Annotated in this window: 21 protein-coding genes; 19 read left to right on the top strand and 2 right to left on the bottom strand. The window is 38.2% G+C overall.

The genetic code is table 11. The annotated features are described in order from the left end of the window. The first annotated feature begins 81 nt into the window (after nucleotides 1-81). The 11 genes from V7108_RS13305 (at nucleotide 82) to V7108_RS13255 (ending at nucleotide 9,432) form a co-directional block, all read left to right on the top strand. Nucleotides 82-348 (top strand): IreB family regulatory phosphoprotein, encoded by a 267-nt coding sequence (locus V7108_RS13305; RefSeq protein ID WP_045517822.1) that lies wholly within the window; start codon nucleotides 82-84, stop codon nucleotides 346-348. A 3-nt stretch (nucleotides 349-351) separates the two neighbouring features. Further along, nucleotides 352-768, top strand: a complete 417-nt coding sequence (gene ruvX / locus V7108_RS13300) for a Holliday junction resolvase RuvX (RefSeq protein WP_335509838.1) — start codon at nucleotides 352-354, stop codon at nucleotides 766-768. Between the two features lie 13 nt (nucleotides 769-781). Then, the gene (locus V7108_RS13295; RefSeq protein ID WP_335509836.1) at nucleotides 782-1,072 is read left to right on the top strand and encodes a DUF1292 domain-containing protein; all 291 of its coding nucleotides are present in this window, start codon (nucleotides 782-784) and stop codon (nucleotides 1,070-1,072) included. Nucleotides 1,073-1,260: 188 nt separating this feature from the next. Further along, nucleotides 1,261-2,394 carry an endolytic transglycosylase MltG gene (mltG, locus tag V7108_RS13290; protein ID WP_335568494.1) on the top strand — a complete coding sequence of 378 codons (1,134 nt, stop codon included), beginning with the start codon at nucleotides 1,261-1,263 and terminating at the stop codon, nucleotides 2,392-2,394. A gap of 164 nt (nucleotides 2,395-2,558) precedes the next feature. Next, nucleotides 2,559-3,206 carry an O-methyltransferase gene (locus tag V7108_RS13285; protein WP_335568493.1) on the top strand — a complete coding sequence of 216 codons (648 nt, stop codon included), beginning with the start codon at nucleotides 2,559-2,561 and terminating at the stop codon, nucleotides 3,204-3,206. Between the two features lie 6 nt (nucleotides 3,207-3,212). Next, nucleotides 3,213-4,142 carry a peptidase U32 family protein gene (locus V7108_RS13280; protein ID WP_335568525.1) on the top strand — a complete coding sequence of 310 codons (930 nt, stop codon included), beginning with the start codon at nucleotides 3,213-3,215 and terminating at the stop codon, nucleotides 4,140-4,142. Between the two features lie 146 nt (nucleotides 4,143-4,288). Then, nucleotides 4,289-5,560 carry a peptidase U32 family protein gene (locus V7108_RS13275; RefSeq protein ID WP_335568492.1) on the top strand — a complete coding sequence of 424 codons (1,272 nt, stop codon included), beginning with the start codon at nucleotides 4,289-4,291 and terminating at the stop codon, nucleotides 5,558-5,560. Between the two features lies 1 nt (nucleotide 5,561). Continuing rightward, nucleotides 5,562-6,197 carry a uridine kinase gene (gene udk, locus V7108_RS13270; RefSeq protein WP_335568491.1) on the top strand — a complete coding sequence of 212 codons (636 nt, stop codon included), beginning with the start codon at nucleotides 5,562-5,564 and terminating at the stop codon, nucleotides 6,195-6,197. Nucleotides 6,198-6,358: 161 nt separating this feature from the next. Next, nucleotides 6,359-6,835 carry a transcription elongation factor GreA gene (gene greA / locus V7108_RS13265; protein WP_335509824.1) on the top strand — a complete coding sequence of 159 codons (477 nt, stop codon included), beginning with the start codon at nucleotides 6,359-6,361 and terminating at the stop codon, nucleotides 6,833-6,835. A gap of 68 nt (nucleotides 6,836-6,903) precedes the next feature. Next, a complete protein-coding gene (locus V7108_RS13260) occupies nucleotides 6,904-8,676 on the top strand; it encodes a peptidoglycan D,D-transpeptidase FtsI family protein (protein WP_335568490.1) in 1,773 nt (590 codons plus the stop codon). Nucleotides 8,677-8,742: 66 nt separating this feature from the next. Further along, entirely contained in the window at nucleotides 8,743-9,432 is a 690-nt protein-coding gene (locus V7108_RS13255; RefSeq protein WP_335568489.1) for a YrrS family protein, read from the top strand. Nucleotides 9,433-9,454: 22 nt separating this feature from the next. Here V7108_RS13255 and V7108_RS13250 read toward each other — a convergent pair whose 3' ends face one another. Beyond that, on the bottom strand, nucleotides 9,455-9,661 hold the full coding sequence (locus V7108_RS13250; RefSeq protein ID WP_420489192.1) for a DUF2536 family protein: 207 nt from the start codon (nucleotides 9,659-9,661) through the stop codon (nucleotides 9,455-9,457). A 165-nt stretch (nucleotides 9,662-9,826) separates the two neighbouring features. Here V7108_RS13250 and mtnN point away from each other — a divergent pair, with 165 nt between their 5' ends. The 8 genes from mtnN (at nucleotide 9,827) to V7108_RS13210 (ending at nucleotide 15,239) form a co-directional block, all read left to right on the top strand. Next, nucleotides 9,827-10,522, top strand: a complete 696-nt coding sequence (mtnN, locus tag V7108_RS13245) for a 5'-methylthioadenosine/S-adenosylhomocysteine nucleosidase (protein ID WP_335568487.1) — start codon at nucleotides 9,827-9,829, stop codon at nucleotides 10,520-10,522. 144 nt (nucleotides 10,523-10,666) lie between these two features. Continuing rightward, entirely contained in the window at nucleotides 10,667-10,915 is a 249-nt protein-coding gene (locus V7108_RS13240) for a YrhC family protein (RefSeq protein ID WP_335509814.1), read from the top strand. A gap of 409 nt (nucleotides 10,916-11,324) precedes the next feature. Further along, nucleotides 11,325-11,465 carry a YrzI family small protein gene (locus tag V7108_RS13235; RefSeq protein WP_335509812.1) on the top strand — a complete coding sequence of 47 codons (141 nt, stop codon included), beginning with the start codon at nucleotides 11,325-11,327 and terminating at the stop codon, nucleotides 11,463-11,465. Between the two features lie 25 nt (nucleotides 11,466-11,490). Then, on the top strand, nucleotides 11,491-11,631 hold the full coding sequence (locus V7108_RS13230) for a YrzI family small protein (RefSeq protein WP_335568486.1): 141 nt from the start codon (nucleotides 11,491-11,493) through the stop codon (nucleotides 11,629-11,631). Nucleotides 11,632-11,654: 23 nt separating this feature from the next. Continuing rightward, entirely contained in the window at nucleotides 11,655-11,798 is a 144-nt protein-coding gene (locus V7108_RS13225) for a YrzI family small protein (RefSeq protein ID WP_335509808.1), read from the top strand. Between the two features lie 538 nt (nucleotides 11,799-12,336). After that, nucleotides 12,337-13,053 carry an RNA polymerase sporulation sigma factor SigK gene (gene sigK / locus V7108_RS13220; protein ID WP_335509806.1) on the top strand — a complete coding sequence of 239 codons (717 nt, stop codon included), beginning with the start codon at nucleotides 12,337-12,339 and terminating at the stop codon, nucleotides 13,051-13,053. A gap of 109 nt (nucleotides 13,054-13,162) precedes the next feature. Further along, nucleotides 13,163-13,324, top strand: a complete 162-nt coding sequence (locus V7108_RS13215) for a hypothetical protein (protein ID WP_335509804.1) — start codon at nucleotides 13,163-13,165, stop codon at nucleotides 13,322-13,324. 115 nt (nucleotides 13,325-13,439) lie between these two features. After that, on the top strand, nucleotides 13,440-15,239 hold the full coding sequence (locus tag V7108_RS13210; RefSeq protein WP_335568485.1) for a M3 family oligoendopeptidase: 1,800 nt from the start codon (nucleotides 13,440-13,442) through the stop codon (nucleotides 15,237-15,239). 438 nt (nucleotides 15,240-15,677) lie between these two features. On the opposite strand, the gene pssA is transcribed toward V7108_RS13210, so the two are convergent. Then, nucleotides 15,678-16,217 carry a CDP-diacylglycerol--serine O-phosphatidyltransferase gene (gene pssA / locus V7108_RS13205; protein ID WP_335509800.1) on the bottom strand — a complete coding sequence of 180 codons (540 nt, stop codon included), beginning with the start codon at nucleotides 16,215-16,217 and terminating at the stop codon, nucleotides 15,678-15,680. Nucleotides 16,218-16,287: the final 70 nt, after the last annotated feature.

Raw genomic sequence — 16,287 nt, 5'->3', positions numbered from 1 at the left:
TGAGACAAAGTAGTGTAAAATGTAGATAAAATAGGTAATATTGGTAGATCTCTCCTCTACCAAAGATGCGAGGTGCGTTTGATGAGCTCATTTGATAAAACGATGAGGTTCAATTTTCCTGAAGAGCCTTTTGAACATGATGTAAACGATGTTCTTCTTCAAGTTTATGAAGCCTTACAGGAAAAAGGGTATAACCCAATTAATCAAATCGTCGGATACTTACTGTCTGGAGATCCTGCTTATATTCCCCGTCATCGAGACGCTAGGAATATCATTCGAAAGCTTGAGCGGGACGAAATTATTGAAGAATTGGTTAAATCCTATTTAAAACAACGACGTGAGGGTTAAGCAATGCGGATTATGGGATTAGATGTTGGCTCTAAGACAGTTGGTATTGCCATAAGCGACGAACTTGGCTGGACTGCACAGGGCCTCAAAACCCTCAAAATCGACGAAGAAAAAAATAAGTTTGGTTTTGATGAAATTGGTCAATTAATAAAAGAGTATGAAATTAGTCAGGTAGTCATCGGTCTGCCGAAAAACATGAATGGTTCTATTGGCCCGCGTGGTGAAGCAAGTAAACGATATGCTGAGGAAATTGAGAATCAGTTTTCAGTTTCAACGATTTTATGGGACGAGCGTTTAACCACAATGGCTGCAGAACGGGTTTTACTTGAAGCAGATGTCAGCCGTAAAAAGCGAAAAAAGGTCATTGATAAAATGGCTGCAATGATGATTTTACAAGGCTATCTTGATAGCAAAAATTAATGAGGTGACGTTAATGGAACACGGAGAAAATCAAATTACAATAGTAGATGAAAAAGGTAACGAACAATTATGTGAGGTACTTTTTACATTTGAATCAGAAGATTTTGGCAAGTCTTATGTTTTATTTCAACAGGTAGGGGAAGCGGAAAATGATGAAGAGGGTCCTGAGATTCATGCTTATGCTTTCAATCCAAATGATGAAGACGGAGAAGGCGAACTAATCCCAATCGAAACGGAAGAAGAATGGGATATGGTGGAAGAGATGCTCAATACCTTCTTTGATGAACAAGAAGACGAAGAATAAAATGTTGTGAAAACGATCCTGAAGAGGGATCGTTTTTTTATTTTTTTTGACTCTATTGAATGCGCTTTCGCAGAAAAATTGACATTTTTCGCTATTTATGCTGAAATAATATCTGATACGCATTTTATTAATTTGTAAAGAGAGTTTAAAAGATATATGTTTCACCGGCATATGGGAGGGGCAATTAGATGTCAACAGAAGAAACAAACTCGAAAAAAGAGATAATTCGAAAAAAAATGATTGAGCACCAAAGTGAAGCAAGAATTGTTCGTAAAATAGTTTTAACCATAACAATTTTAACCCTTTTAACCCTGGTGTTTATTGGTGGAGGGGGTTATCTCTATATCAAGTCAGCACTTCAGCCTGTTGACAAGGACAGTAAAGTACAAAAAAAGGTAGAAATTCCAATCGGTTCATCTGTTACCGGAATTTCTCAAAGATTAGAAGACAATGGGATCATTAAAAATGCTAAAGTCTTTAAGTACTATGTGAAATTTAAAAATGAAGCAGGTTTTATGGCTGGAGAATATGAACTGAGTCCCTCAATGGAGATTCCAGAAATTATTAATCGCTTAAAAACCGGTAAGGTACTGCAAAAAGCAGCGTTCCAGTTAACGATACCAGAGGGGAAACAGTTAAAGGAAATTGCTCAAATTATGGCAAAGGCTGTGAATTTACCAGAAGAGGAAGTTTTTAATCAATTAAATGATCAAACATTTATTCAAAAGATGATGGGGAAATATCCTGACTTATTAACATCAGACATTTTGAATCCTAACATAAAATATCCTCTTGAAGGATATTTATTTCCCGCCACCTATCCGTTTTATAAACAGAATCCAACTGTAGAAGAAATGGTTGTTACTATGCTAGATCAAACAAAAAAGGTGATAACACCCCTGCTTGCAGAATCTAGTAACGAGGAGTTGACGGCTCACCAGCTATTGACTATGTCCTCCTTAATAGAAGAGGAGGCAACGGAGCAAGCGGATCGTAAAAATATTTCGAGTGTATTTTATAACCGCATAGAACAGGGGATGCCTTTGCAAACAGACCCTACCGTTCTTTATGCACAAGGGAAACACAAGGAAAGAGTTTTATATGAGGATTTAGAAGTGAATTCGCCTTACAATACTTACAAAAATAAAGGTCTGCCGCCTGGACCGATCGCGAATGCAGGAAAAGAATCAATCGAAGCAGCAATGAGTCCTGCAGACACGAAATATTTATATTTCCTTGCTACGGGTGAAGGAAATGTACTTTTCAATACGACCTTGGATGAGCATAATGCCGATAAGGCGAAGTATATCACGAATAATTAATGTACCATGAAAGGAGAATGGTTTTCTTTCTTTCTCTTTTGTGGTAAAATAATTCAGTGTTTTATGAGCGAAAAAATAGCGTTTCTACGAACGCTATTTTTTCATGTCTAAAGAGCAGCATTATGGTTAGAATGTTTTAAAAGCTAGAGGCAGGTGATGGCAGTTTGTTGAATGATAAACTGCATTCTTATATTGAGGAATTAATTCCAGGACGTGAACCATTGTTGGTCGAAATGGAAAATTATGCGAAAGAAAATAAAGTACCGATTATGGAGCTCGTGGGAATTGAAGCTTTGCTGCAATTATTAAGGGTTCACAACTCAGAAAAAGTTCTTGAGGTAGGTACGGCAATTGGTTATTCTGCATTAAGGATGGCTCGTGCCCTTCCGAATGCATCGATTGTGACGATCGAAAGAGATTTAGATAGAATTCAGGTTGCGGAAGACTATATTGAGCGTTCTAAGCTTGGGGACCAAATTACTTTAATAAAAGGTGACGCGCTTGAAGTGGAGGAGCTTGTCCGTAATCAAGCACCATATGATGCTATCTTTGTTGACGCAGCAAAAGGACAATATCAAAAATTCTTTGAGATGTATTCGAAGTACTTAAAGGATGATGGAATCATCATAACCGATAATGTCCTATTCAAAGGACTCGTTACACTTACAGAATCTGATATTGAATCGAAGCGGATTCGTAACCTTGTGAAAAAAATAGATGGTTTTAACAAATGGCTGATGAAACACCCGGATTATCATACTGTCATTCTCCCTGTTGGAGATGGGATTGCCATTAGTAAAATGAAGAGGTGAATAGTGTTGAAAAAAACCGAATTATTAGTTACTCCATTAACAATCGACGATATTTCACCGCTGGCTGCTGCTGGTGCCGATGCATTTGTGATTGGTGAGCAGAGATATGGATTACGTTTAGCAGGTGAATTTGACCGTGATCAAGTTAGACAAGCTATTGAATTAGCACATGCACAGGGAAAGAAAGTGTATGTGGCAATCAATGCTATTTTTCATAATGAAAAAATGCCCGAGTTAAGTGATTATATTAAATTTGTTGATGAGGCAAAGGCTGATGGTATTGTTTTTGGGGACCCTGCAGTATTAATGACTGCTCGTGAAGTAGCACCAAATATGAAGCTTCATTGGAGCACGGAAACACTGGGGACGAATTGGTTTTCATGTAACTATTGGGGTCAAAAAGGCGCAAAAAGGGCTGTCCTTGCACGTGAAATTAATATGGATTCAATCGTTGAAATCAAAGAAAAAGCGGAAGTAGAAATAGAAGTACAGGTTCATGGTATGAGCTGTATGTTCCAATCAAAACGCTCCCTCTTAGGTAACTATTATGAGTTCCAGGGGAAAGCGATGGAGATTGAAAACCGCAAAATGGAAAAAAATATGTTTTTACATGATAAAGAAAGAGAAAATAAATATCCAATCTTTGAAGATGAGAATGGAACCCATATCATGAGTCCGAATGATATTTGTATCATCGATGAACTCCAGGAAATGTTAGAAGCTGGTGTCGACTCGTTTAAAATTGATGGGATCTTAAAGTCTTCAGACTATCTTCTTGCAGTAACAAAGGCGTATCGTGAAGCGATTGATTTATACTTTGAGGATCCAGAGCTATACGAGGACAAAAAAGATGAGCTGTTAGAGGCGATTGAAGAAATTCAGCCAGCTCACCGTAAACTAGATACAGGATTCTTTTTTAAAGAAACAGTTTATTAATAGAAAAGCGGAAGCGCCTTGCCCAAGGAAAAATGCAGTTGAATTTTTCCTTGGGGCGACAGGCATAAGACGAACCTTATTTATGGATTTGCTTATGACCCCAAGTCCCCTAGGCGCTGCAGCTAGACAATTAGGAGGGGTTCGTTATGAATATTGTTAAAGATAATATTTCAGAAATCATCGATGGAAAACGCGTGATTGTGAAGAAGCCTGAACTCCTTGCGCCGGCAGGAAATCTTGAAAAATTAAAAATTGCTGTACAATATGGAGCAGATGCCGTATTTATTGGCGGACAGGAATATGGTCTTCGTTCAAATGCAGATAACTTTACATTTGAAGAAATGAAAGAGGGCGTAGAATTCGCAAAAAAATACGGAGCAAAAATATACGTTACTACAAATATCTTTGCTCACAATGAGAATATTGATGGTTTAGAAGAGTATATCCTCGGCTTAAAAGAAACAGGTATTGCCGGGATTATTGTTGCCGATCCATTAATTATTGAAACATGCCGCAGACTTGCACCAGAAATTGAAATTCATATTAGTACACAGCAATCCATTTCAAACTGGAAAACTGCTCAGTTCTGGAAAGAAAGCGGCGCAGAGCGTGTTGTTTTAGCGCGGGAGACAAGTGCAGAAGAAATTAGGGAAATGAAAGAAAAGGTCGATGTGGAAATTGAGATCTTTATTCATGGTGCGATGTGTATTGCTTATTCTGGACGTTGTACATTAAGTAATCATATGACAGCTAGGGACTCTAACCGAGGCGGCTGCTGCCAATCTTGCCGCTGGGATTATGACCTCTACCAATTAGAGGGAAGCACGACAGAAATTCCACTTTACGGTGATAACGATGCACCTTTTGCCATGAGTCCTAAGGACCTTAATCTTATTCAAGCGATTCCTCAAATGGTTGAGCTCGGAATTGACAGCTTGAAAATTGAAGGACGTATGAAGTCCATTCACTATATTGCAACGGTAGTAAGTGTATATCGAAAAGTTATTGACGCCTATTGTTCAGACCCAGATAACTTTATAATTAAGCGTGAGTGGTTAGAAGAGCTGGATAAATGTGCAAACCGTGAAACGGCACCAGCATTTTTTGAAGGTGTTCCAGGGTATAAAGAGCAAATGTTTGGTAATCATAGCAACAAGACAAAGTTTGAATTTGTTGGTCTTGTGTTGGATTACAACGAAGAAACACAAATGGTTACACTTCAACAACGAAACCACTTTAAACCGGGACAGGAAGTTGAGTTCTTTGGTCCGGAAATTCAGAACTTTACACATGTGATTGATAAAATCTGGGATGAAAAAGGTAATGAATTGGATGCGGCAAGACATCCGCTTCAAATTGTACAATTTAAATTGGACAAACCGGTTTACCCTAACAACATGATGCGAAAGGAGAACTAGGTTGATGCGCAAACCGGTTGTTATTGGTGTTGCCGGAGGTTCCGGCTCTGGAAAAACGAGCGTTACAAAAGCAATTTATGAAAGCTTTAAGGGCCATTCTATAACCATGCTTCAGCAAGATTATTATTATAAAGACCAAAGCAATGTACCCTATGAAGAACGTTTGAAGACGAATTATGATCATCCGCTTGCGTTTGACAATGATTTGCTCATCGAACATATTCAGAAGCTGTTACGGTACGAGCCAATTGAAAAGCCTGTATATGATTACTCACTTCATACCCGCTCAAAAGAAGTTATTGAAGTTGCACCGAAAGATGTTATTATTTTAGAAGGTATTCTGGTTCTTGAGGATGAGCGGTTAAGGGGTTTAATGGATATCAAGCTTTTTGTAGATACAGACGCTGATATTCGAATCATTAGGAGATTGTCTCGAGATATTAAAGAGCGTGGACGTACATTGGATTCTGTGATTGAACAATATACGAATGTTGTTCGTCCGATGCACAACCAATTTATCGAGCCAACCAAGAGATATGCAGATGTCATTATCCCTGAAGGCGGCCAAAATCATGTAGCCATTGATTTAATGGTCACAAAAATTCAAACAATTCTTGAACAAAAGTCATTTTTATGACACAATAGCGTAAAGATTAGTGTAATATGTATCAATAGTGGATGAATACAAGCTGCGCGCCCTTCTAAAAGGACGCGCTCCTATGTATTTATGTGATACCTACATAACATCAATAAACACAATCTATGGGGGATTGTGGAGACTAGAAGGAGTGAGAAGTTTTGGCGATAGATAAAGTATTTCCAATGACACAGGCAGGTAAGGACAAACTGATTCAAGAGCTTGAACATTTAAAATCAGTGAAACGTAAAGAAGTGGTAGAAAGAATTAAAATAGCAAGAAGTTTTGGGGATTTATCTGAAAACTCCGAATACGATTCTGCGAAGGAAGAACAAGCATTTGTAGAAGGCCGTATTACAACGTTAGAAAATATGATCCGCAATGCAAAAATTATTGAAGAAGGCGATATTGCTGGTGATTCCGTTACTCTAGGAAGCTCCGTTACTTTCGTTGAACTTCCTGATGGTGACGAGGAAACGTATACAATCGTTGGTAGTGCAGAAGCAGATCCGTTTGAAGGGAAAATTTCAAATGATTCTCCAATCGCAAAAAGCTTACTTGGTAAAAAAGTAGGCGATCAAGTCAATGTTCAAACACCAGGCGGCGATATGAGCGTCCGTATTGTGTCCATTAAGTAAGTAAGATTTTTCAACTTTATGTTTGAAATGGGAACACCTCGTCAAAACTCTTGACGAGGTGTTTTTTTATGATACGTATTCATAGACGAATAAAAGGATTACTCATCCTTTGTATGGCTGGACTTCTGCTTCTGACGGCAAGGTTAATTCAGATTCAGTTAGTCCAGACTGAAAGCTTTTCGAAGCACAATGTAAATTTATTAGAAGAAAGCGTAAAACAAAGAACACAGGAATTAGTGATTGATAATGGCCGAGGTAATTTTCTTGATCGAAATGGGGATTTACTAACCCATAATAAGGTATCCGTCCTTGTCCTTTTTCCTTTCTTAAAAAATATAGAATGGGATATTGCAGCAGTTTCAGACATTACTGATATCTCAGAAGAAAGAATTACAGAGGCAGTGGAAGCTGCAAAAAAACCGTTTGCTTATGGAGAACCCCAGCCATTGGAGCTAACACCGTCACAAATGGAGAAAATTAATAAACTAGAGATACCTGGTGTATTTGCGATAGAAAAGAAATTCGAACGTAAGGTAATCCCCGCAGAGCAATTACTTGGTTTAACAGGAGAAAATGCAAAGATCCTAAAAAAACGGTATCCCGATAAGGAGTTATCAGAGAAAACACTTATTGGTGTTTCAGGTCTTGAAGAAAGCTTTGATGAATTCTTACTGCCTGAAGGAAACTCAAAACTTGTGTATCATGTTGATGGGGATGGAGCTCCGTTATTTGGAATAAATGTAAAGTATGTCGATCCTGCTAATCCGTTTTATCCTGTCAATGTAAGAACAACCATTGATAAAGGTTTACAACAAAAGTCTGAAGATTTAGTGGATAAGCACGGTGTCAAGAAGGGCGGATTAGTGCTCCTTGATATTGAAAGCAATAGTATCCTAGCCTCTGTTTCTCGTCCGGCTATTAATCAAAAGGATCCTTATAGCGGCTCAGGAATTACCAACCGAATGTTAAAGCAAGAAATTATGGGTTCTATTTTTAAAACAGTGGTTGCGGCGGCTGCCATCGATCAAAATCTTGATGTCCCCACTCGGGCTTTTAATTGCAGTCAAAAAATTAACGGGGAACCTGAATTAAAATATAACTACGGCATGCTTTCTTTTACTGAAAGCTTTGCGCGGAGCTGTAATCGGACTTTTGGGGAATTGGCAAAGGAACTGCAAAAGATTGATAAGGATTTATTGGAGGATTACGCTGAAAAATTGTCGTTAACAGGAACTGTCGGCTGGCAGGGAGAAGTCTATCATACCGATAATTTTAAACAGTTTGTTGACGAGGATAAAGGCAGAGTGTTTTTGACAGAAGAGGCTAAAAAAGATCCAAACTTCGCTGCGATGTCAGGTATTGGGCAGCATGAGGTGCGGGCAACCCCTTTGGCGATTGCCAATATGATGGCAACCATTGCGAGAGGTGGTAAGAAAGAAATGGTACGGATAGCTTCTAAAATAGAATATAAAAACGGAACGACAATGGTTACCTTTGAAAAAGAAGAATTACCTGGTGACACGATTTCCCCTTACAGTGCGATGAAACTTCAGAAAATGTTACGCGAGGTTGTGGTAAATCCAAATGGGACAGGCAGGTGGTTTCAGGATCTACCCTACGAAGTGGCTGGTAAATCTGGAACGGCCGAGACGGGAAAATATGAAAATGATAAACAACTTCATAATAAATGGTTCGCAGGCTATTTCCCGTATCAAAATCCTAAATATGCTCTTGTCGCAGTGAATCTGGATGTACTAGACACAGAAGGTGGTGTAAATATATTATTTGCCGATATGGTTAAAATGTTATATGAAAATGACAATGGATTACAAAACAATTAAAATCCTTCAAGTTCGACTCATTTCATGATAAGATGTTGACAGCCATATTAAATGGAGGGATAGTAAATGAGTAACGATTTCCAATCTGGCTCACGTTCTGGTTATAGGGCTAAAAGAAAGAAAACGAACCTCATCTTGAATAGTCTAATTGTTATTGTGCTAGCACTCATTTTCTTTGTAGCCTACACGATTTTTTTATCAGGTGACGATCAAGCAGCTTCAGAAAAGGAAGAAACAAAAACAACAGCCAATCAAGCCTCAGAGAAAAAGAATAAAGCTGCTGACGATAAAGCTGCAAGTGATAAAGCAGATAAAGCTGGAAATGATAAAGCTAAGGAAGAGACTGAATCAGAGGGAAGCAAGGATGATGAAAGTCAAGAAGCCGCAACCCCTGAAAAGGAAGATGAATCCCAGGCAATTGTGACGGAGGGGGATGGGTCTTCGAACGTACTTAGGACGATTGAAAACCCTGCTTGGAAGCCTGTAGGGACCGTGCAAACAGGTGAACATACACCAGTATACGACAGCTCTTCTGTTGACTGGCAGGAAATGCTGAAGGCGATTTCCTATGCTACCGGTTTGGAAGAAAGCAATATGACCTTATATTGGTTAGGAAGAGATAAAACATCTGGTAGTGGCTCTTTTAGTACGGTCGCATCGAAGGATAAAACGCAAAAATATAATGTTTATCTGCAATGGGTAGATGGAGCTGGCTGGATGCCTACGAAAGTAGAAGAGCTTTCTTCAATACAATAAAAATAGGATGGGAGCCCCCATCCTATTTTTTACGTTTAAAGTGTACGACCGCAGAATAAAAAGTCTGCCCTTTGTCACTTACATACATTTGATGTGTGACGGAATGGACGCCTAAAAGAATCGCTTTATTTTCCTCAACTTTTGCTTCGATTTTCTTTTCTAAAACTTTTAAATCGGTTGCGTCAAAAAATTCTACTTTATCCTCAATAAAATCAAGTTTAAAATTCAACATTGTATCATCCTTTCCCTATGTACATTTTAGTTAATTCCTGCGAATGAATCAATGTAATAATACCAACATCATGATAGGGAAAAACTCCTAACGTTGGAAGAATCCTGTCGAATGGTGGTAGAATACTTAAAGGTGCAAAAAAATAAAGAAAGAGGTTTAACTATGACAATTGCGATCATTGGAGCAATGGAAGAAGAAGTAAAACTATTAAGAGATCATATTAAGGGGCAAACCCAAGAAACCATTGCAGGCTGTGAGTTTACTTTTGGACAAATGAATGGCACAGATGTCATCCTGCTCCGGTCAGGAATAGGGAAAGTAAATGCAGCGATGTCTACAACGATTCTACTTGAAAAATATAAGCCTGATTGCATTATTAATACTGGGTCTGCTGGTGGCTTTAACCCTGATTTAAATGTAGGTGATGCGGTAATCTCAACAGAAGTACGTCATCATGACGTGGATGTAACAGCGTTCGGTTATGAATATGGGCAGGTACCACAGTTACCCGCAGCTTTTTTAGCGGATGAAAAATTAGTTCAAGCAGCTGAAAATGCGGCAAAGGAACTTGATAAATTCAAAATTGTTAAAGGGCTGATTGTTACAGGTGATTCTTTCATGGAAGATCCTGAACGTGTTAAATTTGTCCAATCTAAGTTCGAAAAATTACAAGCGGTTGAAATGGAGGCAGCTGCGATTGCGCAAGTGGCACATCGCTTTGGAGTACCTTTCGTAATCATTCGCTCATTATCTGACATCGCAGGAAAGGAATCAGAAATTTCTTTTGATCAATTTATCGACCAGGCAGCAACACATTCAGCTACATTGGTCATGAAAATAGTAGATGCATTAGGGTAAGGAGTTTATGATAGGGCAGCCAAAAGGTCCGGCGGAAACATGGCCGGATTTTTTGCCCTGTGTTTCTAGAATTTACATCCACATGAGAGCTCGCCTTTATGATAAACTAGCTTAGTAGATTCTAAGAAAAGCAGGTGACCAACAGTGGATAAACAAACAAAAAAGATTTATGAAAAAATGGTTGATTTAAAACACTTTGCTGTCGTATTACTCGCTGTCGGTGTATTTTTCTATTTAGGTGTTATCATTCCATCAGATTTAAAAACTGAAATGGATTTAAATATAATGATGATCTCTTGCATGTCCTTTTTAGCCTTCTCCCTTTTCCTTTTTATCAAAGCAAAACAATGCCAGTTAAAACTTATGGATATGGAAGATCACAAACAGAGATAAGTGTTCCTTTTGGGACGCTTATTTTTTTCATTCTGAATATCCAGGCAATTTCACTATTTTCAAAAAAATTCTAAAAAGTGGTTTACAAAGGGGAGGTTGATGGATATAATTACCGTAGTTAGTAAAAAATTCCGAAGGAGGTCGAAGAAAATGATGAAGTTAATGGTTGCTTACACATGGAGTGCTATTGGTATGACAACTGGATATTTGAATAAATTGCATTCGACCGATAGGAATGGATTGCTTAACTAATTTTTAGTTATCTTACATATCCATGCCGCAGGGAGTATGCTGCCCTGCGGTATTTTTGTGCTTAAAATTTGGCCGCAAGGGGGTAATTTCTTGCGGCCTTTTTGTGTCTTTAAAATGGATATATTTTGCAAATTTACTTTTAAAAGGAAGTGATAGTATGACCTTAAATATTTTATTCTTTTCGATTACGTTCTCAAGACGCAATGAAAGTCTTCAACAAGCAGCACGCAATGAAATCGTTGAAAAGCTCTATGAACAGAACAAAGACCGCAATATGTCAGTCCATCAGTTATTATAAAAAAAATTAAAGGAAGTGTATTGAAATGATTCTCAATATCTTATTTTTATCGATTACTTTGAGAAAGCATAAAGTAAGTCTTGAAGATGCAACACGCAATGAAACAGTTGAAAAGCTTTATGAGCAGCATAAAGCTTTTCAACTTTCCATGTATCATTTACTTTAAACCCCTGGGTGGGAGGTGATCGTATGACCTTAAATCTAATATTTTTATCCATTACCATTAAAAAACGTGAGATGAGTTCTGAAGAAGCAGCGCACCAAGCGCAAATTAAGAAAATATATGAAGAAACAAAGGATCGGCAAATATCCGTTCATCGCATTATGTACTAATGATTTAACATGACAAAAAATGAAAGGTGGTTTTATAAATGATTTATTTAGTTCAAAAACAAGGAGCAATCATATGGAGTATGAAAGATACAACCTAGTTAAACTCGTTAAGGAGGCAGGAGATAATGCCAGTGCATAACTTTTTATTGTTTCTTTTCATAAAAGTAAAAAAGAAAAAATGATGTTATAATTAGCGATAAAAGATTGTTAACAAAACGTTCACATACCCCTAAGTTAGATACTGTGAAAATATGATAAATTCGAAGTAGTTAAAAGTATCTATCTAAAGGGGTGGATAATATGTTTATGATGGTGATGGCTTTAGTCATAACTGGAGCGATTGGTTGTGTAATCACTGCAGAATTGAGTGTTGAATAGTCAAAAAAGCATTGATCCTGCAAAGGTCAATGCTTTTTTTAGACATAAGCTATTAGACTCCATTTACAAATAAAATCTTTTGGACAGACACAATCCTCCTATTTCTAACATAGGAATTAGTTATAGGCAAAGCCCTAAAAAAGCACGGGGGTGGATGTGCATGGCAGGGATTTTTACAGCACTGGGTTATCTCATTAAGGAATTTTTATTTCTTGTCTCTTATGTAAAAAACAATGCTTTTCCGCAGCCCCTATCTGCTGCAGACGAAAGGAAATACCTACGATTGATGGCGGAAGGGGACTCACATGCCCGTAATATGTTAATTGAGCATAATTTGCGGCTTGTAGCTCATATTGTAAAAAAGTTTGAAAATACCGGTGAAGATTCAGAGGATTTAATTTCAATAGGAACAATCGGTTTAATTAAGGCGATTGAAAGCTTTTCAGAGGGGAAAGGAACAAAGCTGGCTACTTATGCCGCTCGATGTATTGAAAATGAAATTCTGATGCATTTAAGAGCTTTAAAGAAGACGAAAAAGGATGTCTCATTACATGACCCGATTGGACAGGATAAAGAAGGAAATGAAATCTCACTTATTGATGTTCTAAAGTCGGAATCAGAAGATGTTATTGATACCATTCAGTTAAATATGGAGCTCGAAAAAATTCGCAAATATATCGATGTCCTTGATGACAGGGAAAAAGAGGTAATTGTGGGTCGTTTTGGTCTAGACCTTCAAAAAGAAAAGACTCAGAGAGAAATAGCTAAGGAATTAGGAATTTCGAGAAGCTATGTTTCTAGGATTGAAAAAAGAGCATTAATGAAAATGTTCCATGAGTTTTATCGTGCAGAAAAAGAGCGTAAAAAGAGGAATTAGGTAAGAGTCGGTATTTTTCCGACTCTTTTTTTGTTTTTAAACGGCTTGTGCCTATACGGGAAGGGAGATAGGGACATAACCTATTATAAAAGGGAAAGGGGGTATTTATGTGTCATATGGTTATCTTAGTCCCTATTGCTGTTCAGCCCCTTATCCAGTATATCCTGTTCCTTACACAGCTGGCGGAGGAGGATGGTACGCACTGTTTATCGTTTTATTGATATTAGTGCTTATCTTTGGCGGATGGTGGTATTATACGACGTGCTGTTAAACTAGTTCAAAACTTGTGCACCTTGAGCACAAGCTTTTTTTTATGAAATGCTAATAATAGAATTTTTTAACAAATATATTATAATGAAATGGTACATAGAAAAGGGGGTAACAAATTGACAGCTGCTACATGCTCAGATGTTTGGAATCTTGAGGTATTTTTTAAGGGTGGAAGCAATTCAGCTGAACTGGCGGACCATCTAAAGGTTACGAAGGAATTAATTGAACAATTTGCAATAAAGGTACAGAATTGGAATCCACTCAATACTTCCGAGGATAAGGTCTATCTAAAAGAATTACTATCAGACTTCGAGCGGGCAGGTAAAAAGCTTCGTCAGGCATCCGCATTTGTTGGCTGCTTACAGGCGCAAAATACAGAAGATAAAAAGGCTTATGCCCTTGAGGCAACCGTTACAGGACTTAGTGCCACTTTCCAATCTGCACTAAGTGCATTTGACAATCTATTATCATCGATCCATGATGAGGCCTGGAATCAAGTGTTAGATGATGAGTACCTGAAGGAACTGACGTTTTCGCTTAGCGAAAGGCGAGAACGAGCAAAAGATAAGTTATCAATTGAAGAAGAAGGATTAATTAGCGCTCTGGGCGTTGATGGCTATCATAGCTGGGGACAATTGTATGATCTAATTGTTAGTAAAATAAAGATACCAGTTGAAGAAAATGGAGAAATAAAGCAGCTTTCTGTTGGGCAGGCAGCTAATAAGTTTTCCAGTTCGGACAGGAATGTGCGTGCATCCGTTTTTAAAAGCTGGGAGAAATCATGGAATGAACAAGCAGATTACTTATCAAAAACATTAAATCACCTATCAGGATTTCGCTTAAATGTTTATAAAAAACGTGGTTGGGACGATGTTTTGAAAGAACCATTAAGTATTAATCGAATGAAAAAAGAAACATTGGAAACGATGTGGACAGTCATTTCAGATAATAAACAGCCGCTTGTTGAATATTTGAACCGAAAGGCCAGACTATTAGGGATTGAAAAATTAAGCTGGTTTGATATAGACGCTCCATTTGGAAAAGCAGAGTCAAAGGTTTCCTACCAAGAGGGTGCTGAATTTATCGAACAAAATTTTGCTCTTTTTGGTGAAAAGATGTCTGCGTTCGCAAAGAAAGCATTTGAAGATCAATGGATTGAAGCTGAAGACCGCCCTGGCAAAGCACCCGGTGGCTTCTGTACTGGATTCCCTGAAAGTGAAGAATCTCGTATTTTTATGACGTATTCTGGTACACCTTCGAATGTCTCGACACTTGCCCATGAGCTGGGTCATGGATTCCATTCCTATGCCATGAGAGGGGTGCATTATCTAAATCGCGGTTATGCAATGAATGTTGCAGAAACGGCATCGACATTTGCTGAAATGATTGTTGCAGATGCAGCTGTAAAAAATGCAAAGGATGAAGAGGAAAAGCTTGCTCTGCTTGACGATAAAATTCAAAGAACGGTTGCTCTATTAATGAACATCCATGCTCGCTTTTTGTTTGAAACTCGTTTTTATGAGGAAAGAAAGCTTGGTCCTGTCTCTGTTGAATCCTTAAATGAATTAATGGAGAAAGCTCAGAAAGAAGCCTATTGTGATGCCTTGGATCAATATCATCCATTATTCTGGGCGTCTAAGCTTCATTTTTTCATTACCGGGGTACCGTTTTATAACTTCCCTTATACATTTGGCTATTTGTTCTCTCTTGGGATTTATGCACAGGCACTAGAGGAAGGTAAGGGGTACGAAGAAAAGTATATCTCATTATTAAGAGATACAGCTTCTATGACAGTTGAGGATTTGGCTTCTAAGCATTTGCAGGTTGATTTAAGTCAAAGAGATTTCTGGGAAAAGGCGGTTCGAATCTGTATTGACGATATCGATGAGTTCCTGAAATTAACAGAAAATAAATAAAAATAAGGCCCAGCAGGATACCTGCTGGGCCTTACTATATGATATGATAAATTCTTTTGAACTTAGTTTACTGTTCAGCTCCACAAGAGTAAGCTTCGGAAGCGTTACTTCGCACGAAAGAAAAGCGTTAGCTTTTCTGAGGAGCGCCCTAGCGGCTAGTGTCCTTCGCTCTCCGCGAGTAAAAATCCCTTCAGGATTTTTACCTACCTACGATAAGTCAAGCACGAATGCGCCTCTGGCTCTTCGTGTTTCCTTTATCTCAGTTGGAGCGCTCCACAAGGGATGCTTCGACAGCATCATAGGCTTCGCACGAAGGAAAAGCGTTAGCTTTTACGAGGAGGCCATACGCCGCTGACCACTAAGGAAAGCTCCTTCGAATAATCATCGCAGGACCAAGCTGCACTTTGGCTTGGTCCGAGGGCGCTTCCGCTTTTCGGCTTACATTTTTCTGAGTTTGAATGGACTAACCATTAGGAATGATAAAATGATGATGATAAATAGGAATGTCTGAGCTGGTAAATATGGAATAGCCAAAAAGCTCAAGGTTGCTAAGCAGCCTGCGGCTGTAATGGGAAGACCAGTAAAGTAACCATTGCTTTCCGTAATATTAAATCTAGCCAATCTAAACGCACCGCAACCAATAAAGAAAACGGTAAAAAAGGAACCGGGTCCGCCAAATTCATTTAAAATTCCCTGATATAGTAATAGTGCAGGCGCTACTCCAAATGATATAATATCACTCATGGAATCTAATTGTTTGCCTAGATCTGATTCAATATTAAACTTTCTTGCAACCATTCCATCAAAGCGATCCGCTAATGCAGCGATAAAAATTAATAGTAAACTTAAACGTAAATTACCTTCCATAGCAAAAATAATGGCAAATCCACCAAAAGATAAATTTGTTAACGTAATGACGTTAGCGGTTTGGGACTTAAGTTTCTTAATTGTAGAATCAAAAACGTCTAATAAAAACATTTTGCTCCACCACTCCTTTTCAACAAAAGCCGGAAGAGAACTTTGTTTATTATACTTATTGTATGTATTT

The sequence above is a fragment of the Neobacillus vireti genome (assembly GCF_036962345.1).
Lineage (GTDB): Bacteria > Bacillota > Bacilli > Bacillales > Cytobacillaceae > Neobacillus > Neobacillus vireti_A.
The sequence above is the reverse complement of the archived record's forward strand: the minus strand, read 5'-3'. Positions and strand labels throughout refer to the sequence as shown.